Origin of the sequence: Sporosarcina sp. P13 (genome assembly GCF_002743055.1) — a bacterium.
Taxonomy (GTDB): domain Bacteria; phylum Bacillota; class Bacilli; order Bacillales_A; family Planococcaceae; genus Sporosarcina.
Genome location: NZ_PDYM01000016.1, coordinates 1 through 23,282, shown reverse-complemented (window position 1 = coordinate 23,282; position 23,282 = coordinate 1). Strand labels below are relative to the sequence as shown.

The window sequence follows — 23,282 nt, the reverse complement described above, 5'->3', positions numbered from 1 at the left end:
TTGTTTATTTGTAAGGATTCAGATGGAAAAATGTCGTAACTTTGATGCATAATGTTGTTTTTGTGACATTCCCCCTGTTGTCACACTACCTTCACTAATTTACTAATTTAATTCTACATTCATATGTCATTGAGTTGACTTCAAAGATTGTTTCAGCCGACTAAGATTCCCATTAGATTCAGAACTATTTCCGAATGGGTATGTCTATGACTTCATCATAGTTCTTTGCGTAGTAATGACCATTAATCACTAGGGCTTCTGGTAGCTTTTCCCCATCAAATAGAATAACACGCTCTTTATATTCTTTGCCATGTATAGTGATGTAGTCCTGGCGTAAAGTCGTTTGCAATGGTATCTTTTGGTCTTCAACTTGTAAGCTTACGCCATCTAGTAGGATGTTTTCGGCAGTAGCGATGGTCAGCCGTACACCTTCTTCAGTAATCTCCGCATGATTTACAATCAATTCTTCGCCATCCATGAAGGCAATGGTTTGTTCTTTATCTAAAGTGATTGTTTGATCTATTTGTTTATACCCAATGAATGCATCGACTACCAATTGGAGTGAAGTAACATCTTTCGGCAATGCATCATAGCCAATTGTGAACGTTGTACCGTTGATTGCGGATGATGTACCACTACTCATTTGATCAATCTCCACACCGTTAGCCAATAACTTCACCCCACTAAATCCAAGTGGTATGCGATCATAGTTATCCACCTTGAACTTTCCTTTAATAGTTGTTTGGCTTGGGGTTGCAATAATTGTATCAAATTGAATCGTTCCTGTATCAACAAGAACTTTCTCGTTAATAGACTGCTTTAGTACGGTTTGCATTGCAGCACGAGGATCATATGGGAAGGTGATTTCCTCCCAGCCATCTAAGCCTTGGAACTCCAATGTCAATTTTTTTGCAAACGTACTGACAGGATCAAAAGTTCGGATCCCTTTTAGCACGGTCTCTTGTTCATTCATAGTCGCTCTACCCGTATGAGCAATCGAGTGTGTAAACAAGCCCTTCAATTGCATAAACGATAGATCGTCTTCTACACCTTCAGGATTGCTAAGTGTGTAATAGAGGATAAATTGGTTTTCGTCTGTCAGAATACCTTCCAAAAGAAGTTCTGTGCCGTTCGTAAACACATATTTCTGATCCAACGTTTGCCCATTGCCCTCTTCATGTAATCTTGCCAATGTGTCCGGCATAATTTCGTCAAAGCCTAGCATTTTTTTTCCGTAATAAGCGAATGCATTATATTGATAGCCCACGAACGACAAGAGTATTAAAGCCGCTGCTACCGCTATCCATTGTGGCATATAGTATTTTCGACGTTTTGATTCCTTTTCCAACGCTTTCTGCAAACGTTCATGCAATACTTTCGGTGCCTTTGTTTCCTCTATACGCTCTTTTTCTTGCATTAATTTCTGCTCGATTTCAGTCATCTCGTTCACCCCTGTATCGATTACGCATCTTTTCCAGTCCAGTAAATACTCTGGACTTTGCCGTTCCTAATGAGACATCTGTCATATCTGCTATCGTCTGATAATCCAAATCATAGAAGTATTTTAATTCGATGGCTTCCCTTTGATAGACATTGACAAAAGACAGCATTTCTTCAATATCTATGCGTTGCTCACTTTGTGTAATCGGATCTGCGTCAGATGGTACCTCAATAGTTTCCCATTCTTCTAATAGCTGTACACGAGCTTTCTTACGTAACATTTGTTTGCATTGATTGACCAAAATGGTTTTACTCCAACTATAGAACGCATCGTTCTGTTTCAGTGTCGTAATATGGCGATAAAGGCTGACAATCATTTCTTCCATCGCGTCCATCGCATCATGTGGGTTACCCATATATTTAAGAGCCAGCTGATAATAGTCGTCTTGCTGCTCACTGATTAACTGCAACAAAGCGTCTTTATTACCCCTTTTTGCCCGTTTCACTAACCGAATGACGGTCATGTTCTCACCTCTCATTCATAAGAGTCTTCATCTCAAGAAAAAGTTCATTCTTTATTAAAAAAAGACTGTAGATAAACTCTCTGCTACTAGAGTCCATCTGCAGTCTTTTACATTAACAAATCTTCTGAAATAACTTTAAACCCTTCAATAATTGTATCTTCTTCAATTTCAATTAAAATACATTGTTTGCCGTCGTAGTTGACCTGTTTTACATACTTCAAATCTTGTGGGCTAATGGAAATGTTTGCAACCTTTGTTTCGATCTTAATTGACTTCGATGTATAGCTTGGCACAATATGGCTTGCTTTCATTTCGTAAGTCGTATCGTCCACTACCGTTTCGAACGCCGCTTCTACAGCTTTTGTATCAACGTAATCCACGCCACTCATTTTCAACACACGCTCGACTTGGAATTTGTCGATTACAGGTGGTTCTTCTGGTTCTTCCTCTTCTTCATCTACTTCTGTCAAACGGTAAATTGCTTCGTAGACATTACCAAGCGTTTCCGTATCGACTTCGCCCCCTACCACTTGCTTCACAATTTCTTCGAATACCGCTTTATCGTCAGCCGCGGTAACGACTTCCTCGCCATTTAATATATTCTCGATGAATTGGTAATCAGGTTTATTCGCCTTACCTGCCGCATACAGAACATGATTAACATCAGCTGCATTATCCGTGAAACAAGGGAATAAAAAACCACCGATCGGTGACGTTAGATTAATAATCGGATCCAACATTGTATTAGATTTAAACTCCCGCTCGATGAAGTCAAAGACGATGGAACGTTTCGGTAAGTCCGTCTGATTCATACTGCAAAGAATGAACGGAGTCGTAAATACTTCATCACGCGCATCAATTTCCGACTCTTCACTACTTCGTTTCGTCTTCTTGAAATAATTTCCTCGAATAAATGTCACGACAAGATCTTTTTCATATTGAACATCTTGTACCATCTTCAGTGCCAAATGCTGCATTTCAGCTCTCCACTGATCCGCTTCTTCAGCTTGCAAACCTTCATAAAGTAATTGTTGTGCATGATCCGTCTGTTCCTCGGTCTGTCGCTCAAACTTCACTTCAAACAACTTCACGCCTAGTTTTCCACCAAGCACCTTCTTAAAATTCGTCATAAACAATTCTTGTTGCTCGCGATCCAGCAAAGCAAAAGCTTGGCTTTCTTCATGATAAATTTCATTACTTTCCTGACGAATATAGACGTTATAAATATCCGTAATCGTTAATAAGTCTGTATCTAATTTAAATCGTTTGCGAATATCCGCAATATCATTTTTGTTCATTTATATTCTCCACTCCCTTACTAGTAAAATTTAGTGTATGTATGAAAAAGAGCATCAAAAGCTAAAGCTTAGCTTTCGATACCCTTTTAGTATAGCAATAGTTGAAGTCGGATAGCTGTTTTATGATTAGTACTTTCTTAATGCGACCGGAGCACGGTCATACCACTCTTTGCGAAGAAACGCACTGCAAGAAGCTAACAGTTCCTCAATCTTTTGTGTAGAATGAGCTAAAATTCGCACGGTAAATCCACCTTCATTCATGAGAGATAGACCTACTTTACAATCTGAAAAGTCTTTTTCAACTTCATCATACAATCGTTGAACAACGTCGGAAGTTACTTGTTCACTAATGATAATCATAGATCCCAAATGAGTATATCCTTCTAAATAGCCAATTCCATCCACGCCGTCTTCTAGCGGTTGCAATTTTAAATGATCAAATAAAATTAATTGTCCATCTAAATAAATTTCGTTTTTCAGTTGGAGTAAATCATATTGAAACCATTCACCATCCGGGGACCAGCCTGGCGTCAAAATATCACTATAGAAAAGCGTTGCTCCTCGTTCCATCTGAATGACAGTATTTTGCTTATACTTAGCCTCTCGATAGGCGATAAGAGCATCTGGAATGTATTCAAGAATACTGTCCTTTTTCAAGTGAATTATATTCTCTTGAACAACGGGTGTATGTGGTGTTTTATACACTTTTGTCGCAGACTGAGTCGTCAAAATTAGCTCAGCTTCTTCCTCAAGTGTAATTTCCATTCGATAACGATCGCCATCCACATAACCGCCACCTGGATTAATAAGGAAAAAACAAGCTTGTCCCGTATTATCAAAGTAATGAGGACGTAGCATCTTAAATGCACCTTGGAAATAAACTTGTTTGGTTACAGTCTTATTTCGTTTTTTCTCCATACTAAGACGTAACACGCCTGTCCATTCGTTCATCTTAGTTCAACCCAGTGAGTAACACATGCTGTCTAACCCAATCCATAACTTGATCGAGGCCTGTATTATCTTGTAAGTTTGTGAATATGAATGGCTTATCACCGCGAAATACTTTTGTATCAGACGCCATGACATCTAAGTTTGCATGTACATACGGAGCAAGATCTATCTTGTTAATAATGAATAGATCTGACTTGATCATCCCTTGTCCACCTTTACGCGGGATTTTTTCACCTTGCGCTACGTCGATAATATAAATTGAGAAATCAACAAGTTCTGGGCTGAATGTAGCCGCTAAATTGTCGCCACCACTCTCCACAAAAATTAAATCTAGATCGGCGTGACGTTTTTTTAACTCTTCAATCGCTGAACTATTCATTGACGTATCCTCACGAATCGCTGTATGAGGGCAACCACCTGTTTCTACACCAATAATGCGATCGTCCGATAGAACACCATTTTTCATTAGGAATTTAGCATCTTCTTTTGTATATATATCATTCGTAATCGCTGCCATGCTAATTTCATCTTGCATATGGCGCGTTAGTTTTTCGACAAGCATAGTCTTACCTGCACCTACTGGTCCACCTACACCTATTTTGATCGGTTCCATTTGAAAACACATCCTTTTCGCAATTATGACATGAAAATACGGATATGAACCCGTTCATGTTTCATTTGAGAGATTTCTAATCCTGGTGCCACAGCTCCAAAATCATCGACATCCATTGTCTCAATTGTCTCCACTGCTTTTGTAATCCATTGCTGAATATCACGCAGAATATACTGACCCGCAGTTTGTCCAAGCGGAATGCCACGGACAGCATTTTGGGTCAAGCTTGATATAGAAGAATAAAGATACGTTGATACAATGACATTTTGTGGTACTTGCAACTGATGTGCAATTGCTGTAAAGACAATAGCAGGATGACCAAAAGCTTCTTCATTTTTTATTTTTTCTTTATATAAAGATAGCGTTGGCGATGGATATAGATCATATCCAATGGTCAACATACGCTCACCCATTTTATGTGTACCTTCTCTAGTTTCTCTCGGAAGAGCTTGCATCGTTATCTTCCGGTCGAGAGTCCAGATTGCATCCATATCATTACGCTCCAAAGCCTCATAAACAAGTCGACAGGCTAACCCGTCTGTATAGATGAGCTGTCCTGATAGATACATACGAAGCCATTGCGAAAAACTATCTTTATCATGTACTTTATTTTCCTGTATATATGTTTCTAAGCCAAACGAGTGACTAAATGCGCCTGTCGGTAAATTAGAGTCACATAATTGAAATAAAGAGAGTAGATAATTATCCATGACTATGTCCAATATGTCGAAATGCTTTCTTGACTTTTCTATTTTCACGTGCGAATGGCAAGCCTAGTTCTACAAGCAGTTCTTCTACTAAATAATCGTATTGAACGATCATCTTATCGTCTTCAAATTGCGCTGGCAAATGGCGATTACCTAGTTGGTGAGCTATCGTTCCCATTTCATTCAGTGTACGCGGTTCAATGATGATCACATCGTCTGGTAATACTTCAATTAAAATTATATTTTTTTCATCCATATATAAGACGTCACCTGCTACTAATTCACGCGCGTCACGTAATCGAATACCAATCTCTCGACCATGATCTGTTTTTACACGTTGAATTCGTTTCAGTAAATCACTGCTTTCAAGAAACACTTTTTCTTTATGTGTTTTCGCGACAAGATTTGCATCTAATTCATCAATATGTCCAACGATTTTCTCAATTATCATTTTTTCACCTCAAAATAAGAAATAACGTTGCGCTAATGGTACAACGTCTACTGGCTCACATGTAAGATGTTCTCCATCTACGTGTACTTCATATGTTTCTGGATCGACTGTAATTTCTGGCATAGCATTGTTAAGCTTCAAATCTTTTTTCGTTATCGAGCGTATACCACGAACAGGTAGGACTGTTTTTTGAAGCCCTAATTTTTCATGAACACCCTCTTCATACGCTACCGTTGAAACGAAAGTGATACAGCTCTTATACTTTGCTTTTCCCATACCGCCGTACATTGGTCGATATAGTATCGGTTGTGGTGTTGGGATTGAAGCATTCGCATCTCCCATTAAGCTTTGAACGACTTGGCCACCTTTTAAAATCATATTTGGTTTTACGCCAAAGAACTGTGGATCCCATAGTACAAGGTCAGCAAATTTGTCCACTTCAATCGAGCCAACATACTCGGAAATTCCGTGTGTGATTGCTGGATTAATTGTGTACTTAGCCACATATCGCTTGATACGATTATTGTCTCCGACACCGTTGTCGCCTTCAAGCTTCCCTCTTTGCTTTTTCATTTTATCGGCTGTTTGCCATGTCCGCATGACCACTTCTCCAATACGGCCCATCGCTTGGGAGTCTGAACTTGTCATACTGAATACACCCATGTCTTGTAAAATATCTTCTGCTGCAATAGTTTCTCCACGAATCCGAGAGTCTGCAAATGCTACATCTTCAGGGATATCTGGGCTTAAATGATGGCAAACCATAAGCATATCAAGATGTTCGTCAATGGTATTTACTGTGTAGGGAAGTGTTGGATTAGTTGAAGAAGGTAAAACATTCGGATAGGCAGCAAGTTTAATGATATCTGGCGCATGCCCTCCCCCTGCTCCTTCTGTATGGTAGGTATGAATGACACGGTCTTTAAAAGCAGCCGCTGTGTCTTCAGCAAATCCACCCTCATTCAACGTATCTGAATGTAGTGCAACCTGAACGTCATACTCGTCAGCTATTTTTAAAGACCAATCAATGGCTGAGCTAGTCGCACCCCAGTCCTCGTGAACTTTTAGTCCAATTACACCAGCACGAATCTGTTCCGCTAGTGGTTCAGCAGCAGCAGCATGTCCTTTTCCTAAGAAACCAACATTAATCGGAAGATCTTCTGCCGCCTCAAGCATACGATGAATATTCCATTCTCCAGGTGTTACTGTTGTTGCTTTAGACCCTTCAGCAGGTCCCGTTCCGCCTCCTATAAGCGTTGTTAAACCAGCACTAAGAGCTGTTTCTACTTGCGCAGGATTGATGAAGTGAACGTGTGTATCAATTCCACCTGCTGTTAAGATTTTTCTTTCACCGGCAATAATTTCAGTTGACGCACCAATCGTAATATTAACACCGTCCATCAACAATGGATTTCCTGCTTTTCCGATTGCGCTAATCTTTCCATCACGGATCGCTACGTCGGCTTTGTATATACCTGTATAATCCAAAACTATGACATTTGTTATGACCAAATCTGGTATATTTTCATCACGAACGGCTAGTGGATGACTCCCCATTCCGTCACGAATTACTTTACCTCCACCGAAAACTACTTCATCACCGTACTGAGTATAGTCTTTTTCAATTTCAATAAATAGGTCTGTATCCGCTAAGCGAATCGCATCACCTGTAGTTGGTCCATACATGTCAGCATATTGGCTTCTTGTCATGCGAAAACTCATACTGTTTGTCCTCCATCCAAAGATCCTTCAGTTTTGTTGTTTAATCCATATACGCGTCTTTCACCAGTGAATGCGACTAGCTGTACTTCTTTTTTATCTCCTGGTTCAAAGCGTACAGCTGCACCAGCGGGAATATCTAGGCGATACCCAAAGGTTTCTTCACGCTCGAATTCAAGACTTTTATTAACTTCATAGAAATGAAAATGAGATCCCACTTGGACTGGTCGATCTCCGTTGTTTAGAACAGAAATTTTTATTGTTTCAAGTCCTTCATTACAAATAATATCATCCGTTTTTAAAATGTATTCTCCTGGAATCATTTAATAACCCCTCCTTACCTAATTGGATTGTGTACAGTTACTAATTTTACCCCGTCGGGAAACGTAGCTTCTACTTGCACATCGTGAATCATATCGGCTACACCTTCCATGACATCCTCAACAGATAAAATTGTAGCACCGTACTCCATTAACTCAGCAACTGTTTTACCATCACGTGCACCTTCTAGTACTTCGTATGTAATTAACGAAACTGCTTCTGGATGATTTAACAATAACCCACGCTCTCTACGGCGTTTCGCCAAATCCGCTGCTACAACGATTAACAGTTTTTCTTGTTCTCTTTGTAATAAGTGCATTTTATTTCCACCCCGCATTTGATATTTTTTATTGATTTATTACTAACTTATATTATATGATAATCGTCTAAATATCAATTTTTTTACAGTTGTTTTAGACTATAAAAATATGATACTTCTAACTTTTGTCACACCAATAGAAGGAGGTCACTATGACTAGACGAAACGCTCGAGACAACATACTTGCAACTCTTACTGCTACACTAAAAGGAATTTCGCAAGTTCTTTTAATTGAAAATGCAATTACAGGACTAATCGTGCTAATCGGTCTTGCTCTTTACTCCATACCTTTAAGTGTTATTGCCTTCCTCTCTTCGTTTATTGGTACGCTAACAGCCCAAATAGGTGGTGCTGATAAAAAGTTAATTGCACAAGGGCTATTTGGCTTTAACTCCGCACTTTCCGGTTTAGCGATGTCCATTTTTTTAGCTGAAGATAATCGCTGGTTAATTGCTCTTTTCAGTGCAATAATTGCCTCCATTTTTACAGCAGCAATCATGCACATTACTAAACCATTTGATGTTCCTTCACTTACATTCCCTTACATTATTTTGGCGTGGTTTTTATTGACTACTTCCCATCGTCTGAAGTTTATTGAAGCAAGCGATTCCCTCACTCCAAACGTTTTAGCATATTTTGAACTAGATATCTCGGGTCCAGTTGACCTAATAAGTGCGGCTACAAAAAGCTTTGGTCAAATTTATTTTGCTGATCATATATGGGGCGGTTTGCTCATTCTACTGGGTATATTCTTTGCGAGCAGACGACTTGGTGTACTAGCAATAATATCCATGGTCATTTCATTGCTAACCGCTTACTATCTGGGAAGCAGCCATTCTTTAATAAATTCCGGTTTGTATGGCTACAATGCAATATTAACCATTTTTGCTGTTTCGGATGTTTTTTCTGACCGAAAGAAATGGATACCTGTTTCTGGTTTAATAGCCTCTATTGTCTCTGTACTGCTCACGGCCAGCTTAGATAGCTTTTTACTTCCATACGGATTACCTGCACTCACTATGCCGTTTGTTTTAAGTACATGGTTATTTTTATTCGCTCGCAAAGTAATGCCTTCTCTGTAAAAGGGGAACCTCTAGATATGTTCATTAACACAATGGAAGTATTGATATAGTCTCGATGGAAAACAATGAAAAACCGCGTGAAGCCAAGTTTCAAGAACCTGGGCTTCACGCGGTTTTAATTCTTTCATTTTTGTTATTTAGACTAGATATTTTACTTATGTCCTAGCCTCATTTCATGTATCTTGTAAAACTCCTATAATGAAAGTAGCCTATTCATACTCTTTTCACTTCACAAGCGCAATAAAATGCTTCAAAATTCTAGCAGTCAATCCCCAAATGGTGTAGTTCCCATACTCATAAAACCATTCTTCAAGCGAATGTGCACGCCACTGGTATTGATCACCATTCATAATTTTTTCAAACGGGAAGTTCGCAGGCGGTGCTGTTTCAATAGACACTAAGTGCATATACGGCTCATGTTCCAGCAACCACTTCACCGGAATCGTAAACACTTCTTCCACTTCGTCTTTGTTGTAACTACGAGTGATTTCATGATAATCAATGGCAGCCACAAATGGATAAACGACAAAGGAAGGCGACGCAATGTACGGACTTAACTCACCTATCACCTTGACTGTAGTCGGGTTGATACCGAGTTCTTCTTGTGTCTCGCGTAAAGCAGCCGCCATTGGAGAAGCATCCGTCGCATCAATTCGCCCACCTGGAAAGCTAATGTCTCCCGGCTGTTTTCTCATTTTAAATGAACGCACTTCAAAAAGCACATGCCACTCCCCTTCCGCTTCAACTAGCGGAATCATAACAGCCGAACGAAAAGCAGTCTCTTCTCCAATGAATAATGATTTCTTTTCACGTAGTGTTTGTTGTAGTTGATCCAAATCCATGAAAGTTCCCCCACCTTATTTTTTTATATCAATCGTATCATTAGATGACTGAATATTAAAGATTCCAACAAGGTCACCGTAGTATTAGAGTGACTTCAACTTGTAAAATTAAAGATGAGAAGGTAGCCACTACGTTCACATAACTTTAAGTACCTTCTTTAGTGATTAACTGGACATGGGGATCGTTTGAAAGCCAATCAGCTACAGCTTCATACTGACAAACATTCAGCAGATCCAGTGGTTGGTGTGTCTGTAAATCAATAAATAGTGTGCCGTGAAAATACACCCTTTCTTTTTTTAGACGTTATACCTGAATTCTATGAACGTTATATAGTCTTTTATTAGATGAATGATGCATCAAGGCGAGAACATAACATAGATTATATAGAAGAATTAAGAATGAAGGGAGTAACGTGATGAATTTTTTTAGTTTTAGTGGCATCGTGACCATGATTGATGACTTTTCGATTGGTCAAAACAATGAAGTTGGCTGCTACAAGGTACTTACAGTCGATAATGGCTATGGGGATATAGTGAACTTTGTAGCCGAGCCAACTACGTATTTCGTCGATCATGCAGTAATCCGTAGAGGTGACCGAGTAACGGGTTTCTATGATGCAGATGCACCCGTTCCCCTCATATTCCCACCTCAATTTAGAGCGTTAGTGATGACAATAGATTCACCTTACCAAAATGTGAAAGTTGATTATTTTAACAGACGATTAGAAAGTAGCGATGGGATGTTGCAACTAAATCTATCACCACAAACTAAAATAACTCTTGAGAATGGGCAGCCCTTCACGGGAAATCCGGCTAGAAGAAACTTGATTGTCGTATACGGTGCTACGACTCGAAGCATCCCTGCACAAACTACGCCTAGCCAAATTATTGTCATGTGCTCATAGTTAAGTAAAAAGAGGCGCGTCTTATTCCATTAGTTTACGATAACGACGTTCCACGTGAAACCATTTTATTTCCTAGGCAATGAAACACGACCAATTGAATAATCTTCTAACGGATTGCTGGAAGTATGTACCTGGTGATTCATTGAACTCCACAATTTTCCGAAGTGTTAAAGCAGCAGATAAAGTAAAAGTAAACGGTAGAAATCGCGTGGAATTTATTAAATTATGACGTGCAAATAAAGGATCCCAACTTTTGCGTGGGATCCTCTTTGTCATTCTGCAATTAGTTATTCACGACAGGAGCCGGATAGTCAAAACCTTTCGTATCCACTTCTACCTTCTTCATCTTTTGATTTTCTAGGGGCTTGTCCATAGAATCACGTTCTGCAGCGACAATTGCATCGACTGCGTCCATCCCCTCAACTACTTTTCCAAATGCCGCATACTCCCCGTCAAGCTGGGTAGTGTCTGCTACCATAATAAAAAACTGTGAGCCAGCGGAATTTGGATCCTGCCTGCGAGCCATTGAAACTACACCGCGCTCATGCAGTAAATTGTTCTCAAAACCATTCGTCGTAAACTCCCCATCAATCGAATGTCCCGGCCCGCCTGAGCCATTGCCAGAAGAATCCCCTCCCTGAATCATGAAATCAGGAATGACACGATGGAATATCAATCCGTCATAATATCCATCTTCCACCAATGAAATAAAGTTCGCTACCGTATTAGGTGCTACAGTAGGCTCTAATTCCATAATAATTTGTTCGTCATTTTCCATTGTAATCGTAACAATCGGATTTTCTTTTACTTCAGATGAATAATTACTTGTTTTTGCAGGTTTCTCTTGCTCTTTTTCAGTAGTTGTTCCGCAACTTGCTAGAATGAGCGTGAGTGCTGTTAAAGTGAGTAGTAAATAAAGTCCTGTTCGGTTGAACATATGTTTTAACTCCTTTATAACACTAGTTTATTAATTCACGCTCTGTATTACTAGTTTCTTGTTCTAATGTGGCACTAAACTGTTCGCCCCAATCACAAATAGATGTTACAACGGGTTCTAAAAGAAGCCCAATCTCACTTAGTTGATACTCCACCTTAGGAGGTACAACAGGATAAACAAGTCTAGTAACTATTTTATCCTCTTCCAATTCTCTTAGTTGTCTAATTAGCATACGTTGGTTAGCATCGGGAAGTTTTTTCTCTATCTCACTTAGACGCAATGGTGACTTTTGTAATAAGCACCAGATAAGCGCTATTTTCCAACGTCCTCCTATAACAGATAAAGCTAAATCCTTACTCGTAAAATACGTCTTATCTTTATATTCAATCTCCATCATTATTCACCTCTTTCCATTACCCCTTGTGTCCATAGTGACAAAAGCGTCAGTATTGCTTGATGAATTATAATATGTAATGATGGAATTGTAAATACAATAAACAAAAGAAAGAAGGGCTTCATTTGAAAAGTAGAGCTGCCGTTGCATTTAAACCTGGAGAACCGCTTAAAATTGTGGAGATTGATGTTGAAGAACCAAAAGCAGGAGAGGTATTAGTAAAGATTTTGTACACTTCAGTCTGTCATACAGATGCTTACACATTATCAGGCGCTGATCCAGAAGGCGTATTCCCTACCGTACTAGGTCACGAAGGTGGAGGCGTTGTTGTCTCTGTTGGTGAAGGTGTAACTTCAGTAAAGCCAGGAGATCACGTCATTCCACTGTATACACCTGAATGTGGAAAGTGTAAGTTCTGTCTTTCAGGTAAAACAAATTTATGTGGCGCAATCCGCGAAACGCAAGGTAAAGGGTTAATGCCTGATGGAACCACTCGTTTCTCTTACAATGGCGAGCCTATTTATCACTATATGGGAACGAGTACGTTCAGTGAATATACCGTGGTATCTGAAATCTCTTTAGTAAAAGTTGAAGAAGATGCACCACTTGATAAAGTATGTCTATTTGGTTGTGGTGTGACTACAGGGATTGGGGCTGTACACAACACAGCGAAAGTTGAAGAAGGCGCTGTGGCAGCCGTATTTGGTTTAGGAGCTATTGGCTTAGCCGCTATTCAAGGATTGGTTCAAGCAAAAGCAAGTCGTATTATTGCGATTGACTTAAATGAAGATAAATTTGAATTAGCTAAAAAAATGGGGGCTACTGATTTTATTAACCCTTCGAAGTTTGATAAACCAGTCCAAGAAGTCATCGTTGACATGACAGAAGGCGGAGTAGATTACAGCTTCGAGTGTATCGGAAATGTCGATGTCATGCGTTCTGCTCTTGAAGCCTGTCATAAAGGTTGGGGCGAAAGTATTATTATCGGCGTAGCTGCTGGTGGTAAAGAGATTAGCACTCGGCCATTCCAATTAGTAACAGGTCGCGTATGGCGTGGTTCAGCATTTGGTGGAGTCAAAGGAAGAACCGAATTGCCGGGCATGATTGAGGAGTTTAAGAATGGTAAGATTGATTTAGATTCATTTATCACACACCAATTAAACTTCACAGATATCAATGAGGCTTTCGATTTGCTTCATAAAGGCGAATCAATTCGTTCAGTACTAACATATGGAGAGTGAGATCATGAGTCTTAAATGCATTGAGCAAAGACGCTCTTTTGGTGGAGAACAGTGTAAGTACAACCATTATTCAGAAGTTCTACAATGTGATATGACATTTAGTATCTACTTACCGTCAAATAAAGAAAACAAAGAAATTCCACTGATCTGGTGGTTATCTGGATTAACATGTACTGACGATAACTTTAGTCAAAAAAGCGGGTTTCAAGGCTTAGCTGAAGAACATCAAGTCGCAGTGATCATCCCAGACACTTCACCACGTGGAGAACAGGTTGCAAATGATGAAGCATGGGACCTTGGACAAGGTGCAAGTTTCTACGTAAATGCGACACAAGAACCTTGGGCTAAAAATTACAATATGTATACGTATATTACTGAAGAATTAAGCGGTATTGCGTCTAGTTTAGTACCTAACTTTTCCGGAATGGAAAGTATCATGGGTCACTCAATGGGAGGACATGGAGCATTAATGATTGGCATGAAAAATGTGAAGCGATTCAGAGCCATTTCTGCTTTCTCCCCTATTCTAAGCCCTAGCAACGTTCCTTGGGGAATCAAAGCGTTCACAGCTTACCTTGGCGAAGATCAAGAGTCGTGGAAAGAATGGGATGCTTCAGAGCTAGTCAAAGAAGCAAACATTCCACCGATTCTTATTACACAAGGAACTGCAGATGACTTTTATCCGAACCAGTTAGACGAAACGACATTCTTAGAAAATGCACGGGAACATGACCAAGTGGTCGATTATAATAAAGAAGAAGGCTATGACCATAGCTACTTCTTCATCTCTACTTTCTTAGACGAACACTTTGCTTTCCATATGAAGCATCTTTTAAAATAAATAACTTCAAAGCGTAGACAAGAGATAGTAAACTTAATGTGTACAAGGAAATTGTACTTCCGTGGAGACACTTTCCGGAGGGCGTGGCTTGTAACGCAGAGTAACGGGATACTTCTCCCACTTTTTGTTTAACAGCTGAAATATCCACATTGATTATAATGTGGATATTTTTATTTACCACAGTTCACTATCTAAAAAGGCACGTTAATTAGGAGGTAAAATTACGATGGATTTGAAAAGTATGTTGGGCGATGACAGTGTAAAGCCCTATCTATTAAAAGCCCGTTACGGCATTGAAAAAGAAGGCCAACGTGTCGATTTAAAAGGTAATTTAGCTACAACGGATCATCCCACATGTATTTCAATGTCAGACGAACACCCGTATATTCAGCGAGACTTCGCGGAAACGCAAATGGAACTAATCACTCCTGTTTTAGACACACTAGATGAACTGTTTAATTACCTATCAGGTATTCATGACGTTGCTTATCATTCAATGGGTGAACAGGAAATGCTGTGGCCGTTAAGTATGCCCCCTGCATTACCAGAAAAAGAAGAAGACATTGAGATTGCAAAGTTGAAAAATCTCGAAAATGTTCTCTATCGTCGATCGCTGTCGAATTCATACGGACGTCGAAAACAAATGATTTGTGGCATTCATTTCAACTTTGAATTTGACGATAAATTGCTTCGGGCTTTGTTTGATTTACAGTCGGAAATCACAGACTATCGACAGTTTAAAACAGAAATCTACTTAAAACTTACGCGAAACTACTTACATTATCGTTGGTTGGTGACTTATTTTTACGGTGCCTCCCCAACTAGTGAACAGAACTTTTACGGGTGCAACGACAAGCCAAATGAGCCGGCAAGAAGTATCAGAAGCAGTAGATTCGGCTATACGAATTCCGATGACGTGAAAGTATCATTCCGCACGATACAGAAACATATCGAAGACTTGACTACTATGGTAAATAAAGGATTACTGGTGGAAGAAAAAGAATTTTACTCAGCTATCCGTTTACGTGGTAGCAACCATGTGGCGGATTTCGTGAACGATGGTGTCGGTTATGTGGAATTGCGCAATATTGACTTGAATCCTTTTGAAACAAATGGCATCAGCTACGAACAAGCAGAGTTCCTACATTTGTTCTTACTGTATCTGCTGTCGAAAGATGAAGATCTACAAAGTGATGAGTGGGGAAATGCAGGTGATGCGTACAATGATATCGTGGCACTTGAGCATCCATTAACACAAACACAGTTTGAGGCAGAAGCTTATGAGTTAGTTGAAGGAATGGAAAAGTTGTCGAAGGAATTGGATTTACCTGTTTCCGAATCATTATTCTGCAACCTAAGAGGTATGCTGGAGAATCCAAGCAAGACTTTAGCTGGCAGACTGTATACAGAGAGCCAAAAAAGTAGTCAAAGCCAAGTAGCTGTAGAACTTGCCAAGAAAACTTATACAAAGTTATGGAAAAAACCGTATGAATTAACGGGGTTCACTGATATGGAGTTATCGACGCAGATTTTATTACATGACGCGATTCAACAAGGGATTAAAATAGAGATTCTGGATCGTCAAGACCAGTTTTTGAAACTCAAATTGCATGACCACGTGGAATATGTTAAAAACGGTAATATGACAAGTAAGGACACCTATGTTTCCACTTTAATTATGGAAAATAAAACGGTCACAAAGAAAATCCTTCATCAAGAAGGTTTCCGTGTTCCGCTTGGCGATGAATTTAATAGTATTGAAGCAGCTTTACGTGCTTATAAACTATTTGCCAAGACACCTTTTGTAGTAAAGCCGAAGACAACAAACTATGGATTAGGAATATCGATTTTTAAAGATGGCGCAAGCTACGAAGATTATGAACAGGCAATCAAAATTGCATTCGATGAAGATTCCTCTATCTTGATAGAAGAGTTCCTGAACGGTACAGAATACCGATTCTTTGTGTTGCATGATAAAGTCCTCGCAGTGATGTTACGCGTGCCCGCGAACGTCACAGGAGACGGTAAGCGCAACATCACAGAATTAGTTGAAGAAAAGAATCGTGATCCATTACGAGGAACCGATCACCGCACACCTTTGGAACTCATACAACTTGGTGAATTAGAGGTTCTGATGCTCAAAGGCCAAGGCTATCAGCCGGATTCGATTCCAAAAGACAACGAAATCGTTTATCTACGTGAGAACTCTAACGTCAGTACTGGCGGAGATTCCATTGATGTGACGGACCAAATTTCCGAGGATTACAAAAAAATAGCTGTAGATGCGGTTGCCGCACTTGGAGCTAAAATTAGCGGTATCGATTTAATTATTGAAGATATCGATGTTCCTGCAGAAAAGCCGGGTGCTTACGGAATTATTGAAGCAAACTTTAATCCATCGATGTATATGCATATCTATCCGTATAAAGGTAAATCTAGACGTTTGACGATGGATATATTGCATTACTTATTCCCTGAACTAAAGCAACTTTAATAGTTGGCCTCTTCCTTAAATGTAGATGTCGTTTCTGCATGACGGGAAGTGGTCGTTTTCCTATGCGCAGAATTATTAAATAAACTAAACTGAGAGTAATTACTATAAAGCATTAGAACACTAGTTACATATGATAAGGTTCACCTCGAAATATTTAATTGATGTTTTCATCCACTTTCCTTAAACACAGTGTATTATTAATGGTACTGGGTTTCTATTAATAAGGAGAGATGAAAAAATGACGTTTTTTTTAAAAAAATGGAATATGGTTTGTTTACTAGTTACATTATTAATACTAGCTCCACTATCAATAGCAAATGCAACAACTTTAACGGATGAAGTAATCGATGTGCCTACCGATAAAACATGGACAATTAAGTTCAATTTTCCTGTTATTGAATCTAGCATTACATCTAACTCTATTTACGTTATGAATAGTAAAAAGGTCAAACAGGCTGTCACAGTTTCCGTCAAAGATGATGTCGTAACGGTTCGTCCACCTAAAGCAGGTTACGAGCTAAGTCAAACATACACTTTACATATTACAGCGGATACTTTAGGACAAGTTAACAAAGAAATTAAAACCTTAAAACAACCAATTATAAAACCTTTTACAGTCGTAGAAGGCTATGTTGTCGTCAATATTCATGAAAACGGAACTTATTCATCCATCTCAAACCACCCTACTTTTGATGAGGCAAACGCTAGTTTACAAGAAGGTCAAGGCATAATGCTAAATGACAAGTTCGTTAAAATTCCATCTGGTTTTGTGACAACTAATACTAAACCAGTCACCATTATTTACAAACAAGCAACCTTTACACCACAGTTTGACTACACAGGTGTGGATACTGATACTGAACTCATCTATGTAGATGCTACATCGGACTATGTAAAAGTTAACGCGTTTGGGCAGAACATGTATGTTAAACATGAAGATGTTACACTCCTTCCCACGGCTGCAGCAAAAGGACAGTCGTATTATATATCAGATCAAAAGGGCTTATGGCACTACATTTATCGCCATCATAAAGGAAAGTATGATAGCCCCTATTTAATTGGTGAAAACCCAGTGTTCTTAAACAAAGGCGTAAAATATTATAGTATGGACGGAGCAAACTTTATCGATGAAAATGGTGAAATCGCAGGCGAAGGATATGCCTACTTCCATTATCTATCGCCTCGTGTACCTACAAGCTATAGTGCCGCGGAGATAGATACCTATATTAATAGTGAACTTGCGGCAATAGAGAAAACAAGCCACGTCAGATATGCAAACGCAACAATAAAAAGTCCATTAAAAGGGCTAGGTGTTACATTAAAAAAGATTGAAAAAGAGCATCGTATAAACGCATTGTTTATTTTATCACTTGCTATCCATGAAAATGATTATGGCATGAGTTGTCACGCCCAAAACTATAACAACTTATTCGGGCTAAACGTAACGGATAGTGATGATCACTGTTCAACAGACGTCATCATCTCATCGCCTAAATACTTTGCATCCATCACGGAAAATATCTCGTCCCTAGTAAATGGATTAAATACAAATTATTTAAACCCTGTTAATATGAAAGACTATCGTTACAATGGCCTTGCGCTTGGAAATAAAATGATAGGGATGAACGTCCGATATGCTACAGACCCATACTGGGGTGCAAAAACAGCAGGTCATATGTATAGCATAGATAAAGAACTAGGTAGCAAAGATTATAAAAAATATAATATCGGTTTTACGACATTATCAGATGTTAGTATTCGTAAAGAGCCTGTCGTAAAGGGTGGTAATAACGACAACCGCGCTTATCAATATAAGCTTCACAGGACAATTAAGCGTCTTGATAAAATGCCGATTACTCTTTCTACTACACCTTCCGAAACAACTGGTTGGTTACGCGTCATTTCTGAGCTACCAAAAGACGGAACTGATCTATACACAGTAACTGACAATGTTCGCATTGTAACTACACATTAATAAAAGTAAAGCTAAGCTAAAAGCTACACCCCAAATAATATGGCGGGTAACTTAAGCTTAGCTTTTTTTGATATAGGTCCTGCTAATTCAGACGACTAATTAGCCTCTTTCGCTGATATGTAGATAACACTACTCCCCCCACTATAAATAGTGATCCTAAAATTTCTGCTCCGGTTATTGGTTTGTATAGCAATACCAAGCCCATTATCATTGCTACAAAAGGTTCTAAATTAGATAGTATTGAAGCTTTTGAAGCATCTACATGTCTAATGTTGTTATTCCAAATTAACATTGCTATACCATGTACAACAACGGCAGTTACAATCAGAAAAGACCAATCGGACACTTTAGAGCTTGCTCGTACGGGAGTATCAAGCAAAAAGACAAAAGGAATTGATACAATCAATCCTACAACATTCGAGTATAAAGTAATGGTAAGTGGATCCATTCTATTAGACAGAAGCCTCGTCATGATAATCAGAATGGCGAATGTAATCATCGTTACAACAATCCATAATAAACCTTTATCAATATGTATAGAAGATAAATCTCCCTTTGCTACAACAAAATAAATACCTATTATCGCCACAATAGACCCCATTAACATACGAATTGTTAATTTTTCCTTTAAAAAAATACCCGCTAATACACCAGTTAAAATAGGGGTTGTTGCTAAAATTAATGCAGATGTTGTTGGATCAGCTGTTTCTAACCCCGCAAAAAATGACCACTGATTTATAAAAACACCAATAACCCCCAGAAAAAAAACCGCCAGTAAATCGGATTTATTAACACGTTTAAAGTGTAGTTTGTATGAAGATAATCCAATTAAAAATAGAACAATAAACAAAAGTCTGAGCATGGTTAAGAGAGCCGGAGAAAAATCTTGGACTAACATTTTTCCAAATACAAAATTGCTACCCCACACCATTACACAAAGAGTTAGCCAAGCATATGCTTTTAACATATTTATCACCCTTCCTACAACAAAGTGCTAACTGTCCTATTCTATACTCACTTAGACTTTTCGTATACATTTTTGTTTGGATATATCCACTCACTAAAATGTAGGCTCGACCATATTTAAAATACAACGATGATTTAGAACAGAGAACCTCTACATTGCACCGTTATATCGCAAAACACCTAAGTTTTCAACTTATTTTACGGATCAAGTGCGTATCTCTGCACCAAAGCGGAAACACAAATGAAGTTTCTTGATGACATCCATTGAGAAACTATCAAATCGAGTACATCAGTCTTTCTATCAAGGTTATAGAAAAATGCCAAAACTTGCTTTAGGCAAAGAAAAAAGCCCCCATTTTTCTCCGCTACTAACAGAAAAAATGAGGAACTTTTTTGGTATCAAACATCAACTTATACAAGTAAATATATTAGGTACGATATGCATTATGAAATACGTAGTACACTGCTAACAACAAACGCCTTATTTCATCAAAATTTTACTTTTATGTTTATGAAGATTTACTTTTTTATACCAATCCACATCGTCTTCATATGGAAAGTCCTCTCTAAAATGGCCACCACGGCTTTCTGTCCTACATAATGCTGCTTTCGTAATAAGAGTAGATGTGATGTACATAAAAATCACTTCAATATCTTGAATAGAATAAGAATCAAACTCCGTTAATTCACTTAAACTTAACTCCTTCAGCCAATTATTTTGTTCTTCTAAAAGTTCTTTAGAACGGATAATCCCGACTCTTTTCATCATACTATTCTTTAAAACCTGGACATCTGGAAGATAAATTCTTTTCTCTTGAATGAAAGGAACAGAACGGGGCAAATCAAGAGAGTGCTCTTTTTTTGAATTTGTATTAATCCAATGCGATAGCTTTTTTCCTTGATAAAGCCCTTCTAACAATGAATTACTGGCTAAACGATTTGCACCATGAAGACCTGTACATGCTACTTCTCCTATAGCAAATAGTCCATTTATTGAAGTCCTACCAATTAAATCTGTTTTGATACCACCCATTAAGAAGTGACTACCAGGAGCAACTGGAATTCTTCCTTCCGACAAATTTACCCCGTTTCTCTGGCAAATAGCTGTAATGGATGGGAACTTCTTTTCAAAGTCCTTAATACTTGTAATATCCAAATATACTTTATGGCCATTTTCAATATAGGTAAATATTGTCTGAGAAACAATATGTCGTGGGCCTAGATCTTTTAAGGGATGAACGCCTTCCATAATGGGGGTTCCATCTTCAGTAATTAAAATAGCCCCTTCCCCGCGAACTGCCTCAGAAATTAAGCCTAGTGTTTCCCTATTTTTATATAAAAGTGTTGGATGGAATTGAATAAATTCCATATCTACAATTTCAGCACCTGCCAAGTAGGCCATAGCAATCCCATCACCTGTTACAGTTGGGGCACTTGAAGTATAGCGATATACTTGCCCACAACCACCCGTTGCAAGAATTACATACTCTCCATAAAAACTACGGATTGTTCCATCCAGGTTTTTAGCCTTTACACCAATACACCGGTTTTGCATTTGATTGATGATTAATTCATAAGCAAAGACATTCTCTTCGACCTTTATATTTTCAGATAGGTTACTAATCAAGTACTCAATGACATTTTTTCCTGTTGCATCACCACCGCAATGAACAATTCTATTTTCACTATGAGCTCCTTCCAGTCCGAGCAGTATATTTCCATTTTGGTCTTGGTCAAAAATATTGGCTTCGTTAGAAAGGTCTCCAATCAACGTAGGTGCTTCATTCAATATTTCACGGACGGAGTCTTCATTATTATGAAATCTTCCTGCCTCAAGAGTATCAGCAAAATGCTTGGTCGGGTCATCCCCGATACCGACGGCAGCAGCAATCCCACCTTGTGCCAAATAAGAATTCGCATTCTTTATATGTGATTTTGTGAGTATCCTCACGTTTTTATCACTACTAAGTGACTTAGCTAACTGTAATGCCGCAACCCCACTGCCAATAATAAGAACATCATTCCATTCCATAATATAAAGCCCCCAAAATTAACAACTGTCTTGACACCTATATTTACACAGTTTTAAACTAAAAACAAGATTTTTCATTCGAAAAATACAGTATTTAATAAAAATAATTGATTTTTAGAACTACCATAGCAAATATTTAAATTCTCGAAAATGGAGTTTCTAATGTTCATCCTATTCCTAAATTATTTTAGAAAATTGATTGAATTATACTTAGGAGAGTTTCTAGGATAGAGTAAAAATTAAAAAGGTAGAATTCTTATTAGAGCTACAAGAAAAACCTCATACAACAAATATTCTTCTACTCATTCTATTGTTTTAAATAAAATCCTCATTAATTTATAATGGGGTCCACCTTAACTCCCCTAGATGAGGAATAAAAAATGGATCCCCATATGTATGAGAGATCCTTGTTTTTACTCGTTTCAATTTATAAAAGCGATATGATTAAACAAAAAGTCCGTGGAGTGCTCCTAGTAAAGTAAAAATAATCAAATGGTCACCAATCGCAATTAAACAATTTTTCTTATTTATGAGTCCAAATAATGTATTTTTCAAATAAACAATTGAAATGACAATGCCAATAGTACTTCCTACAGCAGCACCTTCAAACAAACTATTTGAGCTCGTCGCTTGAACTAGTAGTGCAATAAAAGTGGAACTAATAAAGGCAACGATCACTGAAATTATATATTTTAACGCACCGTTTTTTTCGTTCTCCTTCCCTACTACTATTGAATAATAGATCGCCCCGTAAAGTATATACAAGATTCCACCTATAAGAATAGCTAGATAATTTACCTCACTTAAATCAATTGACATTATATTTACCCCCCATTTTTCAGGCTCTATGGCTAAAGCAATTGCACTGATTCTGCAATTGAGATTGATTGTAGCACTCACTTTGTCCATGTGCAAAAGTTCGGGCGAATTCTCCAAATACTTATACCCGCCAATCGGCAAACAATAGCTATCCAACTCTGAGTAACATTCGATCAACATACTAAAAACTTATCTAGATTTGTTTAGCATATCTCTAAATTTTAAAATCCTCGCTTACTTATAGAGCGATTCTTCCTTATATACCTAAGTATATTTATGGAGCTAGTATAGATGTATGGACACAAGTTAGTTAAGTCTCTATCCTATAAATAGAGAGGTTGTGTCCGGAATGAAACAAAAACGTTATAACCAGGAATTTAAACAAACAATTGTCGAACTTTACAGATCTGG

The 23,282-nt window shown here is 38.4% G+C and carries 22 protein-coding genes; 6 read left to right on the top strand and 16 right to left on the bottom strand.

What is annotated here, in order from left to right; genetic code table 11:
• Positions 1 to 184: 184 nt before the first annotated feature.
• The 10 genes from CSV79_RS09140 to CSV79_RS09095 all read right to left on the bottom strand — a co-directional run bounded on the left by CSV79_RS09140 (position 185) and on the right by CSV79_RS09095 (position 8,343).
• Positions 185 to 1,441, bottom strand: a complete 1,257-nt coding sequence (locus tag CSV79_RS09140; protein WP_099688744.1) for a DUF4179 domain-containing protein — start codon at positions 1,439 to 1,441, stop codon at positions 185 to 187.
• Positions 1,434 to 1,964, bottom strand: a complete 531-nt coding sequence (locus CSV79_RS09135) for an RNA polymerase sigma factor (RefSeq protein WP_099688743.1) — start codon at positions 1,962 to 1,964, stop codon at positions 1,434 to 1,436. The genes CSV79_RS09140 and CSV79_RS09135 overlap by 8 nt, the downstream gene beginning before the upstream one ends.
• A gap of 107 nt (positions 1,965 to 2,071) precedes the next feature.
• A complete protein-coding gene (locus tag CSV79_RS09130; protein WP_099688742.1) occupies positions 2,072 to 3,262 on the bottom strand; it encodes a DUF4317 domain-containing protein in 1,191 nt (396 codons plus the stop codon).
• Between the two features lie 126 nt (positions 3,263 to 3,388).
• Positions 3,389 to 4,213, bottom strand: a complete 825-nt coding sequence (locus CSV79_RS09125) for an urease accessory protein UreD (RefSeq protein ID WP_099688741.1) — start codon at positions 4,211 to 4,213, stop codon at positions 3,389 to 3,391.
• A 1-nt stretch (position 4,214) separates the two neighbouring features.
• On the bottom strand, positions 4,215 to 4,826 hold the full coding sequence (gene ureG, locus CSV79_RS09120; protein ID WP_099688740.1) for an urease accessory protein UreG: 612 nt from the start codon (positions 4,824 to 4,826) through the stop codon (positions 4,215 to 4,217).
• A gap of 23 nt (positions 4,827 to 4,849) precedes the next feature.
• Positions 4,850 to 5,536 (bottom strand): urease accessory protein UreF, encoded by a 687-nt coding sequence (locus CSV79_RS09115; protein ID WP_099688739.1) that lies wholly within the window; start codon positions 5,534 to 5,536, stop codon positions 4,850 to 4,852.
• Positions 5,529 to 5,984, bottom strand: a complete 456-nt coding sequence (gene ureE, locus CSV79_RS09110; protein WP_099688738.1) for an urease accessory protein UreE — start codon at positions 5,982 to 5,984, stop codon at positions 5,529 to 5,531. The genes CSV79_RS09115 and ureE overlap by 8 nt, the downstream gene beginning before the upstream one ends.
• A 9-nt stretch (positions 5,985 to 5,993) precedes the next feature.
• Positions 5,994 to 7,706 carry an urease subunit alpha gene (gene ureC, locus CSV79_RS09105; RefSeq protein ID WP_099688737.1) on the bottom strand — a complete coding sequence of 571 codons (1,713 nt, stop codon included), beginning with the start codon at positions 7,704 to 7,706 and terminating at the stop codon, positions 5,994 to 5,996.
• Complete coding sequence (locus CSV79_RS09100; RefSeq protein ID WP_099688736.1) at positions 7,703 to 8,026, bottom strand: urease subunit beta; 324 nt, start codon at positions 8,024 to 8,026, stop codon at positions 7,703 to 7,705. Before CSV79_RS09100 ends, ureC begins: the two co-directional genes overlap by 4 nt.
• Positions 8,027 to 8,040: 14 nt before the next feature.
• The gene (locus CSV79_RS09095; RefSeq protein WP_099688735.1) at positions 8,041 to 8,343 is read right to left on the bottom strand and encodes an urease subunit gamma; all 303 of its coding nucleotides are present in this window, start codon (positions 8,341 to 8,343) and stop codon (positions 8,041 to 8,043) included.
• 152 nt (positions 8,344 to 8,495) lie between these two features.
• On the opposite strand from CSV79_RS09095, the gene CSV79_RS09090 reads away from it, so the two are divergent.
• Positions 8,496 to 9,425, top strand: a complete 930-nt coding sequence (locus tag CSV79_RS09090; protein WP_099688734.1) for an urea transporter — start codon at positions 8,496 to 8,498, stop codon at positions 9,423 to 9,425.
• 224 nt (positions 9,426 to 9,649) lie between these two features.
• Here the strand turns inward: CSV79_RS09090 and CSV79_RS09085 are convergent, their stop codons facing one another.
• Positions 9,650 to 10,267, bottom strand: coding sequence for an NUDIX hydrolase (locus CSV79_RS09085; RefSeq protein ID WP_099688733.1), 618 nt, complete (start codon positions 10,265 to 10,267; stop codon positions 9,650 to 9,652).
• A 413-nt stretch (positions 10,268 to 10,680) separates the two neighbouring features.
• Between CSV79_RS09085 and CSV79_RS09080 the strand changes: the two genes are divergently transcribed.
• Positions 10,681 to 11,172, top strand: a complete 492-nt coding sequence (locus CSV79_RS09080; protein ID WP_099688732.1) for a hypothetical protein — start codon at positions 10,681 to 10,683, stop codon at positions 11,170 to 11,172.
• Positions 11,173 to 11,455: 283 nt separating this feature from the next.
• Here CSV79_RS09080 and CSV79_RS09075 read toward each other — a convergent pair whose 3' ends face one another.
• Entirely contained in the window at positions 11,456 to 12,109 is a 654-nt protein-coding gene (locus CSV79_RS09075) for a peptidylprolyl isomerase (protein ID WP_099688731.1), read from the bottom strand.
• A gap of 22 nt (positions 12,110 to 12,131) precedes the next feature.
• Positions 12,132 to 12,503, bottom strand: coding sequence for a winged helix-turn-helix transcriptional regulator (locus CSV79_RS09070; protein ID WP_099688783.1), 372 nt, complete (start codon positions 12,501 to 12,503; stop codon positions 12,132 to 12,134).
• Positions 12,504 to 12,628: 125 nt separating this feature from the next.
• Between CSV79_RS09070 and CSV79_RS09065 the strand changes: the two genes are divergently transcribed.
• The 4 genes from CSV79_RS09065 to CSV79_RS09050 all read left to right on the top strand — a co-directional run bounded on the left by CSV79_RS09065 (position 12,629) and on the right by CSV79_RS09050 (position 19,054).
• Positions 12,629 to 13,744, top strand: a complete 1,116-nt coding sequence (locus CSV79_RS09065) for an S-(hydroxymethyl)glutathione dehydrogenase/class III alcohol dehydrogenase (RefSeq protein ID WP_099688730.1) — start codon at positions 12,629 to 12,631, stop codon at positions 13,742 to 13,744.
• 4 nt (positions 13,745 to 13,748) lie between these two features.
• Complete coding sequence (gene fghA, locus CSV79_RS09060; RefSeq protein WP_099688729.1) at positions 13,749 to 14,585, top strand: S-formylglutathione hydrolase; 837 nt, start codon at positions 13,749 to 13,751, stop codon at positions 14,583 to 14,585.
• Between the two features lie 226 nt (positions 14,586 to 14,811).
• On the top strand, positions 14,812 to 17,079 hold the full coding sequence (gshAB, locus tag CSV79_RS09055; protein ID WP_099688728.1) for a bifunctional glutamate--cysteine ligase GshA/glutathione synthetase GshB: 2,268 nt from the start codon (positions 14,812 to 14,814) through the stop codon (positions 17,077 to 17,079).
• A 238-nt stretch (positions 17,080 to 17,317) separates the two neighbouring features.
• A complete protein-coding gene (locus tag CSV79_RS09050) occupies positions 17,318 to 19,054 on the top strand; it encodes a glucosaminidase domain-containing protein (protein ID WP_099688727.1) in 1,737 nt (578 codons plus the stop codon).
• Between the two features lie 82 nt (positions 19,055 to 19,136).
• On the opposite strand, the gene CSV79_RS09045 is transcribed toward CSV79_RS09050, so the two are convergent.
• From CSV79_RS09045 to CSV79_RS09035, 3 genes are all read right to left on the bottom strand, one after another.
• A complete protein-coding gene (locus CSV79_RS09045; RefSeq protein WP_099688726.1) occupies positions 19,137 to 20,021 on the bottom strand; it encodes a DMT family transporter in 885 nt (294 codons plus the stop codon).
• Between the two features lie 480 nt (positions 20,022 to 20,501).
• Positions 20,502 to 22,052 carry an L-aspartate oxidase gene (nadB, locus tag CSV79_RS09040; protein WP_099688725.1) on the bottom strand — a complete coding sequence of 517 codons (1,551 nt, stop codon included), beginning with the start codon at positions 22,050 to 22,052 and terminating at the stop codon, positions 20,502 to 20,504.
• A 444-nt stretch (positions 22,053 to 22,496) separates the two neighbouring features.
• Positions 22,497 to 22,871, bottom strand: coding sequence for a DUF1761 domain-containing protein (locus CSV79_RS09035; RefSeq protein ID WP_099688724.1), 375 nt, complete (start codon positions 22,869 to 22,871; stop codon positions 22,497 to 22,499).
• Positions 22,872 to 23,282: the final 411 nt, after the last annotated feature.